Below are 18,180 nucleotides of genomic sequence, written 5' to 3'. Positions count from 1 at the left end.
CCTAACAGGCTGGGTGGTTCGAAGTCCGCGGACCAGCCTAAGCCTCCGCGGAGGGCTCCCCCGCCACAGCCGCAACCTGGCAGCCACCTTGACGCTTTGCCACGTACATCGCCGAGTCCGCCCTTGACAGGGCCTGATTCGCGGATTCGCGGGGGCGCAGGGAGATGACGCCGACCGACAGCGTGACCCCCCGGGAGAGGTCGATTGGCAAGCCTGCCACGGCATCCACGGCTCGTCCGAGGGCTGCTTCCGCGGCGTTCAGAGGGGCGCCCGGCAGCAGTACGACGAACTCGTCGCCGCCGTAGCGGGCCACCATGTCGTCACCCCGCAGGGCCTGGCGGAGTGTGCTGGCAATCACCCGAAGAACATCATCACCTTCGGCATGTGAATGACGGTCGTTCACGCCCTTGAAGCCGTCGAGGTCCACCAGCGCGATGGAGAACGGATCGACCTGACCGGCGATGAGCTCGCTTATCTTGTCGTCCAGCGCCCGGCGGTTCGGCAGCCCGGTCAGCGGGTCCTGCAACGCCTGCTGCGCTATCGCACCGTGCGCGCGCGTCAGCCGTTCGTGCTCGCGGCGCGTCGTCAACGTGGCCACGCGGGACTCGCGCATCGCCCACAGCTCGGCTTCCAGCGCCGCGTTGTAGGCCTCCAGCGCGGACATCGTGTGCGGGCCGCAGAGGTGCGCGTACTCGCGTTCCAGCGACAGCACCAGCGACGGTTCCGACGTGTCGTGCTCCATCTGCGTGCGCGTGTCGGCGAGGACCTTCAGCGCGTCGTCCAGCCGGTTCGCCTCGACCAGGCACCTGGCCAGCGCGATGGCGACGATGATCAGTTCCCGCGCGTACATCGACAGGCCGCGCAACGACCACAGCCGGTCGAGGTGGTTCTCGCTCGGGTTCGTCAGCGCCTGCGCGGCCCCGAGGATCGGCACCTGCTCGGCGGCGGCGAGGTCGCGCCGGCCGGGGTGCAGCGACTGGCGGAACGGCACCTCGGCGGCCTCGGCGAGCCCCGCCGCGAACGCGAACTGTTCCCGCGCCTGGTCGTGGAAGTTCACCCGTTCGAGGCGCAGACCCCAGCCGATCCGCAGCCGGGTCCGGTTCACCAGGTGCACGTAGATCTGGTGCGGCTGACCGCTCTCCCACAACGGGTTGTGGCCACGCGCGAGGACGTCGTCGGCCATCTCGTAGACGCCGAGCTGGGTCAGCACCAGTGCGATGTCCTGCAGCGTCGTGGCCAGCAGCTGGTCCCACGTCCGCTTGTCGAACACCGGGTCGGTCTCTGGTTCCTCGTCGAGCATCATCGCGAGCGCCGACGCGATCTCGGTCAGCGCCTTGTCCTCGGCGTTGCCCAGCAGGAACCGGCGTCCGCGCAACGCCCGCGCGTCCGCCTCCAGCACGATCAGGCCGTGGCGGCGGCAGTGGGTGAGCATCTCGTCGAGCTGCGGGTCGGACATGTCGACCAGCCCGGGAGTCACCAGGCGGACCACGGCCGCGGCTCTGAGCAGCTGCGCGACGATGCGGGGTTCGCCGCGGCCCTGCGCCTCGGCGAGGATGTGGTCGATCTCGGAGGCCGCGTCCAGCTGCGCGGCGAGGTGGCTGCTCTGGGCCACGGCGACAAGCTCGCTCGCGCGGCCCACCAGCCACGCGTCGGACATCTCGTGGTGGCGATGGCCCACGTTGCCCTGCTCGTCGACCGTTTCCTCGGGCAGCTTCGCACCTCCCAAAGACGCCTTGACCCCGTGCTTTCCGGGCCCTGCTCCGCCACCAGGATTCGAACCTGGACCATCTGAACCAAAATCAGAGGTGCTGCCTTTACACCATGGCGGAACGGGCGAACTCGCGCCCGCCCTGCGCACATGTTGTCACGAGACGTCCTCCTGTTGTCCAACCGCCACTCGTCCGGCCGCCGGACGGGTCAGCGCATGATCACGTTTTCACGCCGATTGACCTGGTGAGAAAGTCCGCGAGCGCGTCTCGGTACGTGTCGGTCGCCACATTCCAGCCCGAGGTGTGGTCGGCGCCGGGGATCTCCACGTACTGCAGCGGCCACCCGAGCCCGCTCGCCGCGGTCGCCAGATCGCGCGACGACTGGGCCGGCACGGTGCCGTCCGCCGAGCCGTGGAACAGCAGCGTCGGCGGCTTCAGCGCGGGCGGGTTGCGGATGAGGTCGAACCGGTCGAAATCGATGCCGGCCCGCCAGCCGGACACCAGTTCGGCGATCGGCGTCAGCCACGTCGGCACGCCCCGGTTCTCCGCCTGCAGGTTCAGCGTCTGCGTCCAGTTCGTGACGGGGGAGTCGAGCACGACGCCGGACACGGCCGCCGCGACGCCGGACCGGGCCAGCGTCTGGCCGACGATCGCGCCGCCCATCGACCAGCCGTAGAGCACGACCTTCTGCGCGCCCTGGCTCTGCGCGTACTTGATACCGGCCTCGACGTCGCGCCACTCGGTGTCGCCCAGGTGGTAGAGGCCGTCCGGGGACGCGGGCGCGCCGACGTCGTTGCGGTAGGTGATCAGCAAAACGGGCAATCCGGCACTGTGAAGCTGAGGAACCACGCGCAACGCCTCTTCGCGCGACGCGCCCCGCCCGTGCACGGTGATGACCCACGTGTCCTTGTTCGTCGACGGCACGAACCAGGCCGGCATCTCGCCGAGCTCGGAAGGCACCCTGACCTCGCTGTAGACCAGACCCAGCGTGGTCTTGGGATTGCCCTCGTAGACGTCGGTCTCGATGCGGACCTTGGTGCCCTCTGGCGGCGCGGTGCCTTCCAGCAGCGGACGTTCGACCTTGCCGTCCTTGTTCGCGGCGATGTCACCGACCTTCGCGGCGCCGCCGGGCCAGACGATGCCGAACGTGCCGCGCTGGGTGGTGAGCTTGGATTCGGCGAGCACGACGTTCTTGTCGTCCACGCCGAGCGAGGTCTCCGGGTAGCGCTGCGGCAGTGCCTCCGCCGGTTTGAGCAGCTCGCCGCTGTAGTACCAGCCGATGCCGCCCAGGGCCACCGTGACCAGCACGAGCAGGGCGAGCAGTGCGGTCACGGAGATCCGGATGATCTTGCGTCTGGCCATTTCTCGATGATGCCTCGTCGAGGCCTCGATTCCAGGCGACACAGCGTGGTGATCCTGAGAACTGTCCGTGAGTTTCCACGTGAGGTCTGGCGAAGTAGGTGGCCCTAACCTACGCTTCCGTAAGTTACGGTTGCGTAGGTACGTCATTTCCCCCAATACGCCCCTCATCCCCCAGAGGAATCCGTATGACCTCGACGATGGAGTCGTCCACCGACCAGGGACCCAAACCGCTGTTCGACGGCCGACGAAGTCACGCCGAACAACTCGGCGTGTACGTGTTCGTCATCGTTCCCTTCCTCGCGTTGCTGGCCGCGGTGCCGTTCGCGTGGGGATGGGGGCTCGGCTGGGTCGACGTGGCCCTCTTCGTCGCCTTCTACTACCTCTCCGGCCTCGGCGTGACGATCGGCTACCACCGGTACTTCACGCACGGCTCGTTCAAGGCCAACCGTGCGCTGAAGATCGGCCTCGCGATCGCGGGCTCGATGGCGTTGCAGGGCCCGGTCATCGACTGGGTGGCCGACCACCGTCGTCACCACGCCTTTTCTGACCGCGAGGGCGACCCGCACTCGCCGTGGCTGTTCGGCACCGGGCCCGCCGCACTGGCGAAGGGCTTCTGGCACGCCCACATGGGCTGGCTGTTCGACCGCGACAAGACCAACCACAAGCGCTTCGCCCCGGACCTGATGGCCGACAAGGACATCGTGTGGGTCGACAAGCTCTTCGTGTTGTGGACGACGATCTCGCTGGCCGCGCCGGGCGTGCTGGGTGGCCTGATCACGTGGTCCGTCTGGGGTGGCGTCACCGCGCTCTTCTGGGCAGGCCTGGTCCGCGTCGCGTTCCTGCACCACCTCACGTGGTCGGTGAACTCGATCTGCCACATGGTCGGCGACCGCCCGTTCGCCGCACGCGACCGCTCCGCCAACGTCTGGGCGCTGGCGATCCTGTCGTTCGGCGAGTCGTGGCACAACCTGCACCACGCCGACCCGACCTCCGCGCGGCACGGCGTGAAGCGCGGCCAGATCGACATCTCGGCCCGCCTGATCTGGCTGTTCGAGAAGTTCGGCTGGGCGACGCACGTGCGCTGGCCGAGCGAGCAGCGGCTGGCCAGGATCAGTGCCAAGAAGTGAGCTTTGTAGGCTGACTCGATGACCAGGGTCAGGATGACGGGCAAGGAACGCCGCGAGCAGCTCCTGGACGTCTCCCGCTCCCTGTTCGCCGAGAAGGGCTTCGAGGCGACCTCCATCGAGGAGATCGCGCACCGCGCGAGCGTGTCGAAGCCCGTGGTCTACGAACACTTCGGCGGTAAGGAAGGCATCTACGCCGTCGTCGTCGACCGCGAGATGCAGCGCCTGATGGACCAGATCATCGAGGCGCTGGACGGCGGCAGTCACCCGCGTGAACTGCTGGAACACGCCGCCGGCGCGCTGCTCGACTACATCGAGGGCTCGACGGACGGGTTCCGCATCCTGGTGCGGGACTCGCCCGTCGCCTCGTCCTCCGGCACGTTCTCCTCGCTGCTCAACGACATCGCCTCGCAGGTCGAGCACATCCTCGCGCTGCACTTCGCCAAGCAGGGCTACGACCGCAAGCTGGCGCCGTTGTACGCGCAGGCGCTGGTCGGGATGGTCGCGCTGACCGGGCAGTGGTGGCTGGAGGTGCGCAAGCCGAAGAAGGACGAGGTGGCGGCGCACCTGGTCAACCTGGCCTGGAACGGCCTGTCCGCGATGGACCACAAGCCGAAGCTGCGCAACCGGTCCTGACCGGCCCGTTGCCAAATAGTAAGCGCGCATATAATCTGCACGCATGACAACTGGTGAGTCCACGACGTACGAGTTCGAGCACAGCACCGAAGGTCCGGCGAGCGTTGAAACGGTCTGGGCGCTGTGGAGCGATGTCTCCAGATGGACGGAGTGGGACGAGGGTCTGGCGTCCGTGACGCTGGAAGGGCCGTTCGTCGAGGGGTCGAGCGGCACGATGGAGGTCAAGGGCCAGGGCCTGATCTCGTTCACGCTCACGTCCGTGGAGGACGGCGTCGGCTTCGTTGACGAGACGTCGGTGCCGGGCGCACTACTGCGCTTCTCGCACCGCGTCGAGGCCCTGGACAACGGCGTCCGGGTCACGCATTCGGTGGTGATCGAGGGGCCCGCCGCGCAGTTCCTCGGGCCGCTTGTGACGGCCGACCTGCCGGACGCGGTCGAGGCGCTGGTGAAATTGGCCTCGTGACGAGGTTCGAAGGGCCGGACGAGTCTCCCGGCTTCCTGTTGTGGCGGGTGACGCTCGCGTGGCAGCGGGCCATGCGGGCGGCGCTGGCCCCGCACGAGTTGACGCACGTGCAGTTCGTGCTGCTGGCGTCGTTGTGGTGGCTGGTCAACCACGGTGGCGCGCCATCGCAGCAACGGCTGGCCGAGCACGCCGGCACCGACCCGATGATGACCTCGCAGGTGATCCGCAAACTCGCGGACCGCTCGCTGATCTCGCGCGAGATCGATCCGGCGGACTCGCGGGCGCGGCTGCTGACCCTCACTGCCTCGGGGAAAGCGCTGGTCAGCAAGGCCATGAAGGACGTCGAGGACGCCGACCAGGCCTACTTCGCCGGGTTGGGCGACGAGCAGCAGGCCTTCGTCCGCGGGCTCACGCGGCTCCTGTGAGCCTCAGCAGCTTGTCGTCGGAGCCGTTCGACGTCGTGACGTAGAGCGAGCCGTCCGGGCCGGTGCGGGCGGCCCGCAGGCGGCCGTACTTGTCGTTGAGCTCGTCGGGGATGCTGACGTTCTGCACCTTGCCCGCGTTGTCGAGGGTGAAGAGCAGCAGCTTCGAGCCCTTCAGCGCGGTGATGGCGAGCTTGCCGTTCCAGAACGCCGCCTGGCAGATCGCCTCGGTCGTCTTCCCGGACGACCACACCGCCGGCACCGCGTCCGGGAACCGTTGCAGGTCGGTCATCGGCACCGACTCGTCGTAACCGCCCTGCGTGCCGCCCTTGGACGGGTCCCAGCCGTAGTTGGCGCCGGCCTTCAGCAGGTTGACCTCGTCGTCGATCGACGGCCCGTGCTCGCTGGAGAACGCCTGGTCGGTGCCGGGCCGGAAGACCACGCCCTGCACGTTGCGGTGGCCGTAGGTGTAGACCCGCCGCTCGTTGGCGTTGCTCGACGAGGCGAACGGGTTGTCCTTCGGGCCCTCGCCGGTCTCGGGGTCGATCCGCAGCACCTTGCCGCCGAGGATCGTGCGGTCCTGCGAGTTGCGGCCCTGCGCGATGTCACCGGTCGCGACGTACATCGACCCGTCCGGCGCGAGGGTCGGCCGGCAGCCGGAGTGCCGCCCGCTGGAGTTCGACGGCAGGCCGGTGAGCAGGTCCTTGACCTTCGTGGCCTTGGTGCCGTCGAGCTTGAACGTCACCAGTCGGACGTCGCGGGAGGTGTTGTAGCAAACGGTGAACCGCTGGTTGTCCGGGTGGATCACCAGACCCATCAGCCCGCCCTCGCCGCGCGCCTGCACGTCGCCCAGGTCGACGTCGACGGGCGTGACCTGGCCGCCGCGGACCAGCTTGATCGTGCCGGGCCGCTCGGTGACCAGCATCGACCCGTCGGGTAAGAACCCGAGGTCCCAGGCGTGCTGGAACCCGCCGGCGACCTGTTCGACCTTGAGACCGGCGGGCGCGGGTGCCTTCGACGGCGCGTTGCCGCCTGACACCGGCGTGGAGCAAGCGGCGAGGAGCAGCACCGACACAGCAACGAGTGCGCGCATGTCCTAACTATGCGTTTTGTGCCGTGGAGGTTCCGTGAGGCCGCTCGAAAATCGTTGTGCGGCCACCACACCCCGGTGCTAGACAGCCACAGTGCACAACGCTCTGGGGTTCTCCGACCTGCTCAGGTTGATCGACGACCGGTCCACCGCCTTCCGCGCCGCCATCGCCGCCGCGTCCAGTCTGGACGCGAAAGTCCCGACCTGCCCCGAGTGGACGCTCGCGGACCTGGCGTGGCACATCGGCGAGCGGCGCCAGATCTGGGCCGCCACCGTCGCCGCGGGACCCGCCGACGCCAAGGCCACGCCGGAGATCACGCCGATGCCGCAGGAGCGCGAGGCCCTGCTGGCCTGGCTGGCCGACTCCGCGCAACAGCTCCTGGACGCGCTCACCGAAGCCGGTCCGGACCGCGAGTGCTGGGTCGGCTGGCCCGACTCGCAGTCGGCGCGCACCACCGGCGCCGTCGCCCGGCGCCAGATCCACGAGGTCGCGATGCACACCTACGACGCCCAGCTCGCCATCGGCGCACCGCGGCCGCTGCCAGCGGAGGTCGCGGTCGACGGTGTCGAGGAGTTCCTGTTCACCTGCAACGCGACGCCGTTCCCGTGGCCGCACGAGCCCGCGGTCGTCGAGTACCACGTCGCCGAGGGCCTGTTCTGGCAGCTGCGGCTCGACGGCGAGGGCGCGCGTGCGGCCCGGCTGGACGCACCCGGTGAGTGCGATGTCTGGGCCAGTGGCACCGCCAGTGACGTGGTGCTGTTCATGTACGGCCGCCACGACCTCGACGCGCTGAAGTCCGGCGGCGACCTCCGGGTGTTCGACCGGCTGATCGCCTGGGAGCCCGCCTGAACCGCGCTGGAGCCACCCGATAAGGGGTCGCGGAACGAGCTAAGGTGGGTGTGAGACCCCTCGTCCCAGGCAGGGGTCTGTCTGGCGTCTCCCACTCGACCGGGGTTTCTCACATGCCGCTGCTCGGCCTGCTCGATGGTGTTCTGCCCGACAAAGCCCTCCGCACCTTGATCGACTCCGCCGGCGTGCCCGAGCTGGAGCTGGACGGCCCGCTGGCTGCCCGCCCGCTCGTGGCCGCGGCGCTGTCCACCGCGAAGCCGGTCCTCGCCGTCACGGCGACCGGACGGGAAGCCGAAGAGCTGACCAACGTCCTGAGTGACCTGATCGGCGCGGACAAGGTCGCGTTCTTCCCCAGCTGGGAGACGCTGCCGCACGAACGGCTGTCGCCCCGCGCTGACACGGTCGGCGCGCGGTTGCAGGTCCTGCGCCGGCTCAAGCACCCCGAAGGCAACCCGATCAGGGTCCTCGTCACGACGGTGCGCAGCCTCATCCAGCCGATGGCGCCCGGTCTGGGCGACCTCCGGCCCGTGCAGCTGAAGGTCGGCGAGGAGCAGGACTTCGCGGAGCTGGTCACGCAGCTCGCCGAGAACGCCTACACCCGCGTCGACATGGTCGAGAAGCGCGGCGAGTACGCGACCCGCGGCGGCATCCTCGACATCTTCCCGCCGACCGCGGAGCACCCGTTCCGCGTCGAGTTCTGGGGCGACGAGGTCAGCGAGATCCGGCCGTTCTCGGTGCAGGACCAGCGCTCGCTGCCCGACCAGATCGACGGCTTCGTGGCGCCGCCGTGCCGCGAGCTGTTGCTGACCGACGACGTGAAGCTGCGCGCGGCCGAGCTCGCCGAGGAACACCAGTCGGACGCCCACCTCGCGGAGATGCTGGAGAAGATCTCGAACGGCATCGCGGTCGAGGGCATGGAGGCGCTGATCCCCGCGCTCTGCCCCGGCGAGCTGCAGCTGCTCGTCGACGTCGTCGAAAAGGGCACACACGTCCTGCTCAACGACCCGGAGAAGGTCCGCGCCCGCGCCGCCGACCTCGTCCGCACCGGCCAGGAGTTCCTCGAAGCGTCCTGGATGGCGGCCGCTTCCGGTGGTAAGGCGCCGATCGACCTCGGCCGCAGCGGTTACCAGGGCCTGCGCGAGATCGCCGACCACGCCAAGGCGAACGACCGTCCGTGGTGGACGCTCAGCCAGCTCACCACCGACGCGTCGGACGTGGTGCACCTCGACGTCAAGCCGGTCGAGGCCTACCAGGGCGACGTCGAGCGCGCGTTCGCCGACCTCAAGGCGCACACCGCGACGGGTGGTGCGGCCGTGCTGGTCGTGCCCGGTGCCGGTACCGCGCAACGCGCCGTCGAACGGCTCAAGGAAGCCGACGTCTCCGCGGTCTGCGTCGAATCCCTCGACGAGGCACCGAAAGCGAGCACCGTCACGGTCGTGCGCGGCGCGCTCGAAGACGGCTTCGTGCTGCCGGACCTCGCGCTGGTGGTGCTCACCGAGACCGACCTGACCGGCGGCCGCGGTGGTACGTCCACAAAGGACATGCGCAAGATGCCGTCCAAGCGGCGCAACGCGGTCGACCCGCTGGCGCTCAAGGCGGGCGACTTCGTGGTGCACGAGCAGCACGGCATCGGCAAGTACGTGGAGATGGTCCAGCGCACGGTCGCCGGGGCCACTCGTGAGTACCTGGTCCTGGAGTACGCGTCGTCGAAGCGCGGCCAGCCGGGCGACCGGTTGTTCGTTCCGACCGACCAGCTCGACGAGGTCAGCCGGTACGTCGGCGGCGAGCTGCCGACGTTGAACAAGCTCGGCGGCAGCGACTGGAAGAACACGAAGTCCAAGGCGCGCAAGGCGGTCAAGCAGATCGCGGCCGAGCTGGTGCAGCTTTACGCGGCGCGGCAGTCGGCGCCAGGTCACGCGTTCGCGAGCGACACGCCCTGGCAGCGCGAGCTGGAGGACGCGTTCGCGTTCACCGAGACGCAGGACCAGATGGCCGCGATCGACGAGGTCAAGGCCGACATGGAACGGTCCGTGCCGATGGACCGCGTCATCTGCGGTGACGTCGGCTACGGCAAGACGGAGATCGCGGTCCGCGCGGCGTTCAAGGCCGTGCAGGACGGCAAGCAGGTCGTGGTGCTGGTACCGACGACGCTGCTCGCGCAGCAGCACCTCAACACGTTCGCCGAACGCATGCGTCAGTTCCCGGTGAACATCAAGGGGCTGAGCCGCTTCACCGACCCGCAGGAGTCCGCACAGACCCTCGCGGGCCTCGCGGACGGCGAGGTCGACATCGTGATCGGCACGCACCGGTTGCTGCAGAAGACCGTGCGCTACAAGGACCTCGGCCTCGTGATCGTCGACGAGGAGCAGCGGTTCGGCGTGGAGCACAAGGAGCACATCAAGGCTCTCCGCACGCACGTCGACGTGTTGACCATGTCCGCGACACCGATCCCGCGCACGCTGGAGATGTCGCTCGCCGGCATCCGCGAGATGTCCACGATCCTGACCCCGCCGGAGGAACGGCACCCGATCCTCACCTACGTCGGCGCGTACGACGACAAGCAGGTCGGCGCCGCGATCCGCCGCGAGCTGATGCGCGACGGCCAGGTCTTCTACGTGCACAACCGGGTCTCGACGATCGAGAAGGCCGCGAAGCGCATCCGTGAGCTGGTGCCGGAGGCCAGGGTCGTGACCGGGCACGGCCAGATGAACGAGGACAAGCTCGAACACCTCATCCAGGGGTTCTGGGAACGCGAGTACGACGTGCTCGTCTGCACCACGATCGTCGAGACGGGCCTGGACATCTCCAACGCCAACACGTTGATCGTCGAGCGCGGCGACCTGCTCGGACTGGCCCAGCTGCACCAGCTGCGCGGCCGGGTCGGCCGTGGCCGTGAGCGCGGGTACTCGTACTTCCTGTACCCGCCGGAGTCGCCGCTGACCGAGACCGCGCACGACCGGCTCGCGACGATCGCGCAGAACACCGAGCTCGGCGCCGGCATGGCCGTCGCGATGAAGGACCTGGAGATCCGCGGCGCTGGCAACATCCTCGGCGCCGAGCAGTCCGGGCACATCGCCGGCGTCGGCTTCGACCTGTACATCCGGCTGGTCGGCGAGGCCGTCGAGGCGTTCCGCAGGCACGCGGGCGCGGACGGCGGCGAGATCGAGGAGGAGCTCGCCGAGGTCAGGGTCGACCTCCCGGTGGACGCGCACATCCCGCACGAGTACGTGCCGGGCGAGCGGCTCCGGCTGGAGGCCTACCGCAAGATCGCGGCCGCCTCCGACGAACCGGCGCTGCAGGCCGTCTGGGAGGAGCTCAAGGACCGCTACGGCACGCCGCCGGAGCCGGTGGAGCGGCTGCTCAGCGTCGCCCGGCTGCGGCACACCTGCCGCCGTCACGGCGTCACCGAGGTCATCGCGATGGGCCAGAACCTGCGGTTCGCGAAGCTGGAACTGCTCGACTCGCAGCTGGTCAGGCTGCGCCGGTTGTTCCCGAAGGCCGTCTACAAGCAGGCCATGGGCACGGTCACGGTGCCTAGGCCGACCGAAGGAGCGGCGGGCGGCCGGATGGGTGCACCGCAGCTGCGCGACCAGGAGTTGCTGAACTGGTGTGGTGCGTTCCTCGACTCACTCGCGGGGACTCCCGTGACCCCGGTCACCAAGGCGTGAGAGGGTAGATCCTCGTGAGCACTGTTCTGAAGCGTTTCTCGCTGGTCGGTGTTGCCGTGGCGCTCCTCGCCGGCGGTTGTGGCACCGGGCCCGCGAAGGCCAGTTCGGCCGCGATCGTCGGGGGTCAGTCGATCGGTCTCGGGACCGTCCAGGACCGGACCGTGAAGGTGCTCAAGAAGGAGCCCGCGGCCCAGCAGATGCAGGACCAGGGCAAGCTCGACCAGGTCTCGCGGCTGGTGCTGGCCGACGAGATCACCCACAAGATCGCCGAGCACGCGGCGCAGCGCGAGAACATCACGGTCGACGAGACCAAGGTGTACGACGCGGTGCAGGAGAAGGGCGGGCCCGAGGCGGCCGCCAAGCAGAGCGAGCAGGACGAGACCACGATCTACCGTCGCCAGCGCGACGTGCTGGTCATGGGCGAGCTCGCGAAGCGCAACCTCTCCACGCTCGAGGTCGTCATCGACTTCTTCCAGGTCAAGGACCCGAAGGAAGCCAAGGAGAAGGCCGCGGAGGTCACGGCCGACCCCTCGAAGATGTCGCGGTTCGTGCAGGAGGCCCCGCGCACCACCGGTGGTCAGCAGGCGTCGGCGACGAACCAGAAGGTCCGCGTCACCGAGAACCCGTCGCTGGTGCACACGATGCTGTGGGGCGTGCAGCCCGGCACCGTCGTCGCCTTCCCGGCCGACGAGCAGCAGTCCAGCTGGATGGTCGCGGTGGTCAAGGAGCGCAACAAGGTCTCGCCCGTGCCCGGTGAGGACGACCTGGCCGAGCGCATCGACCCGCGTCTGCTCGCCGCGTTCGGCCTGCGGATCGCCCAGTTCCTGGCGGCGGACCTGCCGATCGAGGTCAACCCGCGCTACGGCGTGTGGGACCCGACCGACGCGACCGTGGTCGGCGCGGCAGGTGAGCGGGCCGGGTTCGTCGGCGTGCCCGCGACCAAGAACAAGTCTTGATCACCGTCGTAGTCCTCAGCGAGCGGCTGGACGCCGTGCTGCCCGCTGCCGCCCTGCCCGCGTTGCGCACGGCCACGGCCGTCTACGCGGGCGAGGGCGTCGCTCTGGAGTTCTGGTCCTCGCTGGGTGTGGACGGGCCCGCGCCCGCCGTCGTCGAGGACGGCGCGGTGGTGATCACGACGGACGCGTCCGCGTACCCGGACGCCGTCGTGATCGCGACGCCGGAGCCGATGGGCGCCGCGCTGCTCGACGCGGCCGCGGTGATGCACCGGCTGCGTTCGCCGGGCGGATGTCCGTGGGACGCGGAGCAGGATCACCTGTCGCTGCGCCAGTACCTGGTCGAGGAGACGTTCGAGCTGCTGGAGGCGATCGAGGACGGCGACCGCGCGGCCATGCGCGAGGAGCTCGGCGACGTCCTGCTCCAGGTGCTGTTCCACGCGCGGGTCGCGGCCGAGGATCCCGAAGATCCGTTCGACGTCGACGCGGTCGCGTCCGAACTGGTGGCCAAGCTGGTCAGCCGCCACCCGCACGTCTTCGAGGGCCACGATCCGGCCGTGCACGACGCGACCTCGCAGCAGCACCGGTGGGAGGAGCTGAAGCAGGTCGAGAAGCGTCGCGAGTCCAGTGTGGACGGTGTGGCGCTCGGTCAGCCTGCTGTCGCGCTGGCGGCGAAGTTGGTGCAGCGCACCAAACGCGCGGGCTTCCCGGTCGATCTGCTGCCCGAAGGTGACGACACCGGCACGACGTTGTTCGCCGTGACGGCACTCGCGAAGCTCGCGGGCGAGGACCCGGAGACGGAACTCCGCCAGGTCTGCCGCCGTTTCGTCGCGAACGTCCGGGATGCCGAAGCCAAGGCACGGGCCGAAAGTGTGGATTCGCTGACGGCAGAGGACTGGCGGCGATTTTTCCGCGCCTGAAACGGTGAACGTGGGCTAACGTCGATCTCGTGACTTACCTGCGGTATCCGCACCTCTGCGGTGACTTGGTGACGTTCGTGGCCGAGGACGACGTGTGGCTCGCGCCCGTCGGTGGAGGAAGGGCCTGGCGCGCGTCCGCCGATCAGGTACCGGTCCGCGCCCCGCGGTTCTCCCCCGAGGGCACACATCTCGCCTGGGCCAGCACGATCGACGGTGCGCCGGAAGTGCGGGTGGCGCCTGTGGACGGTGGCCCCGCACGCCGATTGACGCACTGGGGTGTGAGCCGCACGGCCGTGTCCGGGTGGACGCCGGACGGGCGAGTGCTCGCCGTGTCGACCACCGGGCAGATGTCCAGGCACCGCAAGCAGGCGCACGCCGTTCCGCTGGACGGCGGACCGGCCGAGGTGCTGCCGTTCGGCTGGGTCAACGACGTCTCGTTCGGCCCGGACGGCCAGGTCGTCACGTCGTCCAGCTACATGCAGGAACCGGCGAACTGGAAGCGTTATCGCGGCGGTACCGCGGGCAAGCTGTGGGTGGATCTCGACGGCTCCGGCGACTTCTCCCGGATCCTGGGCGAGCTGCAGTCGTCGCTGGCGAACCCGATGTGGGTGGACGGGCGGATCGCGTTCCTGTCCGACCACGAGGGCGTCGGCAGCGTGTACTCGGTGCTGCCGGACGGCACCGACCTGCGCCGCCACACGGCCGGGGAGTTCTACGCGCGCAACGCTTCCACCGACGGTTCACGGGTGATCTTCCACCAGGCCGGCGAGCTGTGGCTGCTGGAAGGCCTCTCGGACCTGCGCAAGCTCGACATCAAGCTCGGTGGCCCGCGCACCGGCCGGCAACCGCACCACGTCAAGGCTTCCGGCAACATCGACTCGTTCACCGTCGACCACACCGGCCGCGCGTCGGTGATCGAGGTCCGCGGGTCGGTGCACTGGGTGACGCATCGCGACGGCCCCGTGCGGGTGCTGGCCGACCGGTCGGACGTCCGCGCCCGGCTGCCGAAGGTGCTCGGCGAGACCGATCACGTGGTGTGGGTGACCGACGTCGAGGGCGAGGAGGCGCTGGAGATCGCGCCCGTCGGTGGGGTCGAGCCGGGCAACACCGCGCGCCGCATCGCCTCCGGCATGCTGGGCCGTGTCATGTCGCTGGCCGCCGCGCCTGATGGTTCGCGCGTGGCGGTTGCGACGCACGACGGCCGGTTGTTGTTGGTGGACATCGCTTCCGGTGAGGTCCGCGAAGTCGTCTCGGGTGCCAACGCGCACATCACGAACCTCGCGTTCTCGCCGGACTCCGCGTGGCTGGCCTGGTCGCATCCCGGACCGATCCCGTTGCGGCACATCAAGATGGTGAACGCCGCCGACCTGTCCATTGTGGACGTCACGCCGCTTCGGTTCGCCGACTTCTCGCCGACCTTCACCGAGGACGGCAAGTACCTGGCATTCCTGTCGATCCGCACGTTCGACCCGGTCTACGACGCGCACGTGTTCGACCTGTCGTTCCCGACCGGGTGCCGGCCGCACCTCGTGCCGCTGGCCGCCACCACGCCGTCGCCGTTCGCGCCGATGCACGGCGGCCGTCCGGTCGGTGACGAGGACAAGGACTCCGACGACGAGGACGAGAAGGCCTCCGTCACGAAGGTCGACATCGAGGGCCTGGCCGATCGCGTCGTGCCGGTGCCGGTCGCGGCCGCCGAGTACGTCGGCCTGAAGGCGGCTCGCGGCGGGTTGTTGTGGCTGCGCCGGCCGTTGCTCGGCGTTCTCGGCGACAACCTGGCGTCACCGGAGGCCCGGCCGCCGCGCACGGTGCTGGAGCGGTTCGACTTCACGAAGCTGAAGACCGAGTGCCTGGCGGACAGCGCGGAAGCGTTTGCGGTGTCCGGCGACGGCAAGCGGATGGTCGTCGAGGACCGCGGTGACCTGCGGGTGGTCCCGTCCGACAGCAAGGCCGACGAGGACTCAGCCGACTACGTGGAGATCGATCTGTCACGGGTGCGGGTCGTGGTGGACCCCGCTCTGGAGTGGGCGCAGATGTATGCCGAGAACGGGCGGCTCATGCGCGACCACTTCTGGCGCACCGACATGGGCGGCGTCGACTGGCAGGGCGAGCTGGACCGCTACCGGCCGCTGGTGGCCGAGCTGGGCAGCCACGACGATCTGGTCGACCTGCTGTGGGAGGTGCAGGGCGAGCTCGGCACCTCGCACGCCTACGTGTGGGGCGATCCGCCGCGCGTGCCCGCTTCCCGCCGGCAGGGTCTGCTGGGCGCGGACCTGGTTCGTGAGGGCGACGCGTGGCTCGTGCAGCGCGTGATCCCCGGCGAGACGTCCGACCCGCACGCGCGTTCGCCGCTCGCGGCGCCTGGGGTGGCCGTGCGCGCGGGGGATGCGATTGTCGCCGTTGACGGCCGTCCGGTCGGGTTGGCCGGTCCTGGTGCGTTGCTGGTGGGTACTGCGGGCAAGCCCGTGGAACTGACCGTGCGGCCTGCTGGTGGTGGCGAGCTGCGTCGGGTCGTCGTCGTGCCTCTGGCTGACGAGGAGCCACTGCGCTATCACGACTGGGTCGCTGATCGTCGTGCGTACACACACTCGTTGTCCGGTGGCCGTGTGGGCTATCTGCACGTGCCGGACATGATGGGCGCCGGCTGGGCGCAGCTGCACCGCGACCTGCGGGTTGAGCTGACCCGTGACGCCCTTGTCCTGGACGTGCGTGAGAACGGTGGCGGTCACACGTCCCAGCTGGTGATCGAGAAGCTCGGCCGCAAGGTCATCGGCTGGTCGGTCGCTCGTGGGTACACGGCCTCGGAGTCGTACCCGCAGGACGCGCCGCGCGGGCCGGTCGTGGCGGTGGCGGACGAGTTCGCCGGGTCCGACGGGGACATCGTCAACGTGGCCATCAAGGAACTGGGGATCGGCCCGGTCATCGGGGTCCGGACGTGGGGCGGTGTCATCGGCATCGACATGCTCTACTCGCTGGTCGACGGCACCATGGTCACCCAACCGAGGTACGCGTCCTGGTTCAAGGGGCACGGGTGGGCCGTGGAGAACTACGGTGTCGACCCGGACATCGAGGTGGTCATGACCCCGTCCGACCGGGTCAACCGTCGTGACCCGCAGCTGGAGACGGCTGTTTCGTTGGCTCTGGAAAGCCTTTCATCTTCGCCAGCTGCTCACGCTCCGGAGTTGCCGCCGCTGGCCTAAACACCCCATCGTGTGACTAAAGAACTGTGACGGACTGTTCCATGTGGACGATCAACCAGATGGAACAGTTCTCACCGTTCGGGGGTGTGCTGGAGATGAGTCACCGTGAAGAGCCGCGCAGTGGCCGTGGATGTTTCGGGGCCGTGGTCGTCGTGCCGTTCCTGGCATTGGGCGGCATGTTCGCGTTGATCGCCCTGACCGGGTCGCCGGACGAGGCGCCGCTGGCCGCGCCGCCGCCAGCTCGGCCTACATCCCAGTGGTGGACTGAGCCGTTCGAGACCGGGACTACGTTGGCCACGGTTACTGAGACTGTGGTGGTGGAGGGGGCGGCTCGGGAGGTTCGGGCGGCTCGGTTGGCCACGCAGACTCGGGTCTCGGCTACCACTGTCACCGAGACTGTTCGGGTCAGCTCTACCAAGCCTGCTGCTATTGGGCGGAATGAGGTTCCTGGGCCTGGGTCCGGGGAGGAGGTCGACCCGCCGGTGGTCACGTCCTCTTCGGACAGTGCTTCGCCGCCGGTGGTGACCACTTCCAGTGCGGTTCCTGGGCCGCCTACGTTGCAGCCGCCGGTTTCTGCTGAGCCGACTGTGCCTGGTGTGCCTCCTACGGAGGTGCCGCCTTCCACGCCTCGGGCTGAGGAGCCGGTTCCGTCCACTCCTTCCACGCCGCCTGCGCCCACTGCTCCGTCTACTCCTGCTGAGCCGCCGTGTGATCGTTCTGAGCCGGCGCCGGAGCCCGTTGAGCCTTCCGTTGGGGTTTCCGGGGAGGTTTCCGTTGGGCTGGAGTTGCCGATTGCTTCCCCTGCTGAGGATTCGTCCACGTCCTCCGCGCCCTTGGCAGGGGCCTGAGAGAGGGGGCTGGGGTCCTCTTCCGCTGGGTCCCAGCTTCCTTCAGGGGTTTCAGGACGCACAGATTGTTTGTGCAGTGCGGGGTTGGGTGGTTGCCCCCTTGGCCGGTCGCCCCGACCTGACCGGCCTTCCGTCTTCGGGGTCGCCTGGCCTGCGGGGCAGCGGTGTTGACCGCTGCCCCGTTTCTGCGTGGGTTCGTTGGTCGGCGTCTGCAAGTACTACCAACTCAACATCAACAGGCTGGTAACTACACCCAACTTGTTGGTTGGCGGCTAGGCCGCGCTTGCTCTTGCGTAGGCGTCGGCGCCGCTGAAGACGTTTTGGCCGTATTCGACGGAGTTGTTGTAGGCCATGACGGCTGCCCACCAGCCCTGGCCTGTGCCCAGGTCTCGGGCTCCGCCTGCGCAGAGGTAGCGGGCCGCGGTCAGGGCTGCGTCGTCGATGTTCTGCGGGTCTGCTGGGAGGCCGTCGCCTGCTGCTCGTTTTGCCCAGCGGTTCCAGGTGCCTGGGATGAACTGCATTGGGCCTACGGCTCGGTCCCAGGTTGTGTCGCCGTCCAGGCGGCCGCCGTCGGTGTCCGGGATTGCTCTTACGCCCGCGCCGCCGTTGAGGGGGATGCCGATGATCGGGCGGGAGGGGAGGCCGTTGTCTTGTAGGCGGGAGCCGTTGATGCTGCCGTGGCGGGACTCGACTCGGCCGATGCCTGCGAGGGTGGCCCAGGAGATGCGGCAGGCGGGGGAGTCTCGTTGCATGGCCAGGTCGGCTGCTGCGTAGGCGTGCAGGGCTCGGATGGGGATGTCGGTTTTGCCCGCGACCTTGGTTGCCCACTCGGTCAGAGGGTTGGCGTCTGCCGTTGTGGTGGTGCCTGGGGTGGCGGCGCTGCCTGGGGCTGCGGCTCCTGGTTCCACCTCTTGGATTGGGACCAGGAACGGGGG

13 protein-coding genes and 1 tRNA gene are annotated in these 18,180 nt (G+C 69.0%); 9 read left to right on the top strand and 5 right to left on the bottom strand.

Annotation, left to right across the window (positions count from 1 at the left end; all coding sequences use genetic code 11):
• Positions 1-37: 37 nt before the first annotated feature.
• From B0F77_RS20120 to B0F77_RS20110, 3 genes are all read right to left on the bottom strand, one after another.
• Complete coding sequence (locus B0F77_RS20120; protein ID WP_342746808.1) at positions 38-1,726, bottom strand: GGDEF domain-containing protein; 1,689 nt, start codon at positions 1,724-1,726, stop codon at positions 38-40.
• Between the two features lie 32 nt (positions 1,727-1,758).
• Positions 1,759-1,829, bottom strand: a tRNA-Gln gene (locus B0F77_RS20115).
• A gap of 99 nt (positions 1,830-1,928) precedes the next feature.
• The gene (locus B0F77_RS20110) at positions 1,929-3,071 is read right to left on the bottom strand and encodes an alpha/beta hydrolase family protein (RefSeq protein ID WP_086664479.1); all 1,143 of its coding nucleotides are present in this window, start codon (positions 3,069-3,071) and stop codon (positions 1,929-1,931) included.
• Positions 3,072-3,256: 185 nt separating this feature from the next.
• Between B0F77_RS20110 and B0F77_RS20105 the strand changes: the two genes are divergently transcribed.
• The 4 genes from B0F77_RS20105 to B0F77_RS20090 are packed head-to-tail and all read left to right on the top strand — an operon-like array spanning position 3,257 to position 5,719.
• Positions 3,257-4,198, top strand: coding sequence for an acyl-CoA desaturase (locus tag B0F77_RS20105; protein ID WP_086664478.1), 942 nt, complete (start codon positions 3,257-3,259; stop codon positions 4,196-4,198).
• 33 nt (positions 4,199-4,231) lie between these two features.
• Positions 4,232-4,831, top strand: coding sequence for a TetR/AcrR family transcriptional regulator (locus B0F77_RS20100; protein ID WP_143466832.1), 600 nt, complete (start codon positions 4,232-4,234; stop codon positions 4,829-4,831).
• 43 nt (positions 4,832-4,874) lie between these two features.
• Positions 4,875-5,294, top strand: coding sequence for an SRPBCC family protein (locus B0F77_RS20095; protein ID WP_086664476.1), 420 nt, complete (start codon positions 4,875-4,877; stop codon positions 5,292-5,294).
• Positions 5,291-5,719, top strand: a complete 429-nt coding sequence (locus tag B0F77_RS20090) for a MarR family winged helix-turn-helix transcriptional regulator (RefSeq protein ID WP_245848430.1) — start codon at positions 5,291-5,293, stop codon at positions 5,717-5,719. The genes B0F77_RS20095 and B0F77_RS20090 overlap by 4 nt, the downstream gene beginning before the upstream one ends.
• On the opposite strand, the gene B0F77_RS20085 is transcribed toward B0F77_RS20090, so the two are convergent.
• Complete coding sequence (locus tag B0F77_RS20085) at positions 5,703-6,809, bottom strand: PQQ-dependent sugar dehydrogenase (RefSeq protein WP_086664475.1); 1,107 nt, start codon at positions 6,807-6,809, stop codon at positions 5,703-5,705. The genes B0F77_RS20090 and B0F77_RS20085 overlap by 17 nt on opposite strands.
• A 91-nt stretch (positions 6,810-6,900) precedes the next feature.
• Between B0F77_RS20085 and B0F77_RS20080 the strand changes: the two genes are divergently transcribed.
• The 5 genes from B0F77_RS20080 to B0F77_RS20060 all read left to right on the top strand — a co-directional run bounded on the left by B0F77_RS20080 (position 6,901) and on the right by B0F77_RS20060 (position 16,397).
• Complete coding sequence (locus B0F77_RS20080) at positions 6,901-7,656, top strand: maleylpyruvate isomerase family mycothiol-dependent enzyme (RefSeq protein ID WP_086664474.1); 756 nt, start codon at positions 6,901-6,903, stop codon at positions 7,654-7,656.
• Positions 7,657-7,769: 113 nt separating this feature from the next.
• Positions 7,770-11,324: a transcription-repair coupling factor gene (gene mfd, locus B0F77_RS20075; protein WP_169730955.1), complete on the top strand. Its 3,555-nt coding sequence runs from the start codon at positions 7,770-7,772 to the stop codon at positions 11,322-11,324.
• Positions 11,325-11,338: 14 nt separating this feature from the next.
• Positions 11,339-12,280 (top strand): hypothetical protein, encoded by a 942-nt coding sequence (locus tag B0F77_RS20070; RefSeq protein ID WP_086664473.1) that lies wholly within the window; start codon positions 11,339-11,341, stop codon positions 12,278-12,280.
• The gene (locus tag B0F77_RS20065) at positions 12,277-13,197 is read left to right on the top strand and encodes a nucleoside triphosphate pyrophosphohydrolase (protein WP_086664472.1); all 921 of its coding nucleotides are present in this window, start codon (positions 12,277-12,279) and stop codon (positions 13,195-13,197) included. The genes B0F77_RS20070 and B0F77_RS20065 overlap by 4 nt, the downstream gene beginning before the upstream one ends.
• A gap of 29 nt (positions 13,198-13,226) precedes the next feature.
• On the top strand, positions 13,227-16,397 hold the full coding sequence (locus B0F77_RS20060) for a S41 family peptidase (RefSeq protein WP_086664471.1): 3,171 nt from the start codon (positions 13,227-13,229) through the stop codon (positions 16,395-16,397).
• A 1,120-nt stretch (positions 16,398-17,517) separates the two neighbouring features.
• Here the strand turns inward: B0F77_RS20060 and B0F77_RS20055 are convergent.
• The coding region (locus B0F77_RS20055; RefSeq protein WP_425435692.1) for a lytic transglycosylase domain-containing protein at positions 17,518-18,180 on the bottom strand (663 nt) is incomplete at its 5' end.

It is taken from the genome of Lentzea kentuckyensis (genome assembly GCF_002150765.1).
Lineage (GTDB): Bacteria > Actinomycetota > Actinomycetes > Mycobacteriales > Pseudonocardiaceae > Lentzea > Lentzea kentuckyensis.
This window is presented reverse-complemented; position numbering and strand designations above follow the sequence as displayed.

Coding starts and splice junctions, on each gene's coding strand:
- B0F77_RS20100 (WP_143466832.1), top strand. CDS start 4,232: ATGACGGGCAAGGAACGCCGCGAGCAGCTCCTGGACGTCTCCCGCTCC.
- B0F77_RS20105 (WP_086664478.1), top strand. CDS start 3,257: ATGACCTCGACGATGGAGTCGTCCACCGACCAGGGACCCAAACCGCTG.
- B0F77_RS20095 (WP_086664476.1), top strand. CDS start 4,875: ATGACAACTGGTGAGTCCACGACGTACGAGTTCGAGCACAGCACCGAA.
- B0F77_RS20085 (WP_086664475.1), bottom strand. CDS start 6,809: ATGCGCGCACTCGTTGCTGTGTCGGTGCTGCTCCTCGCCGCTTGCTCC.
- mfd (WP_169730955.1), top strand. CDS start 7,770: ATGCCGCTGCTCGGCCTGCTCGATGGTGTTCTGCCCGACAAAGCCCTC.
- B0F77_RS20110 (WP_086664479.1), bottom strand. CDS start 3,071: ATGGCCAGACGCAAGATCATCCGGATCTCCGTGACCGCACTGCTCGCC.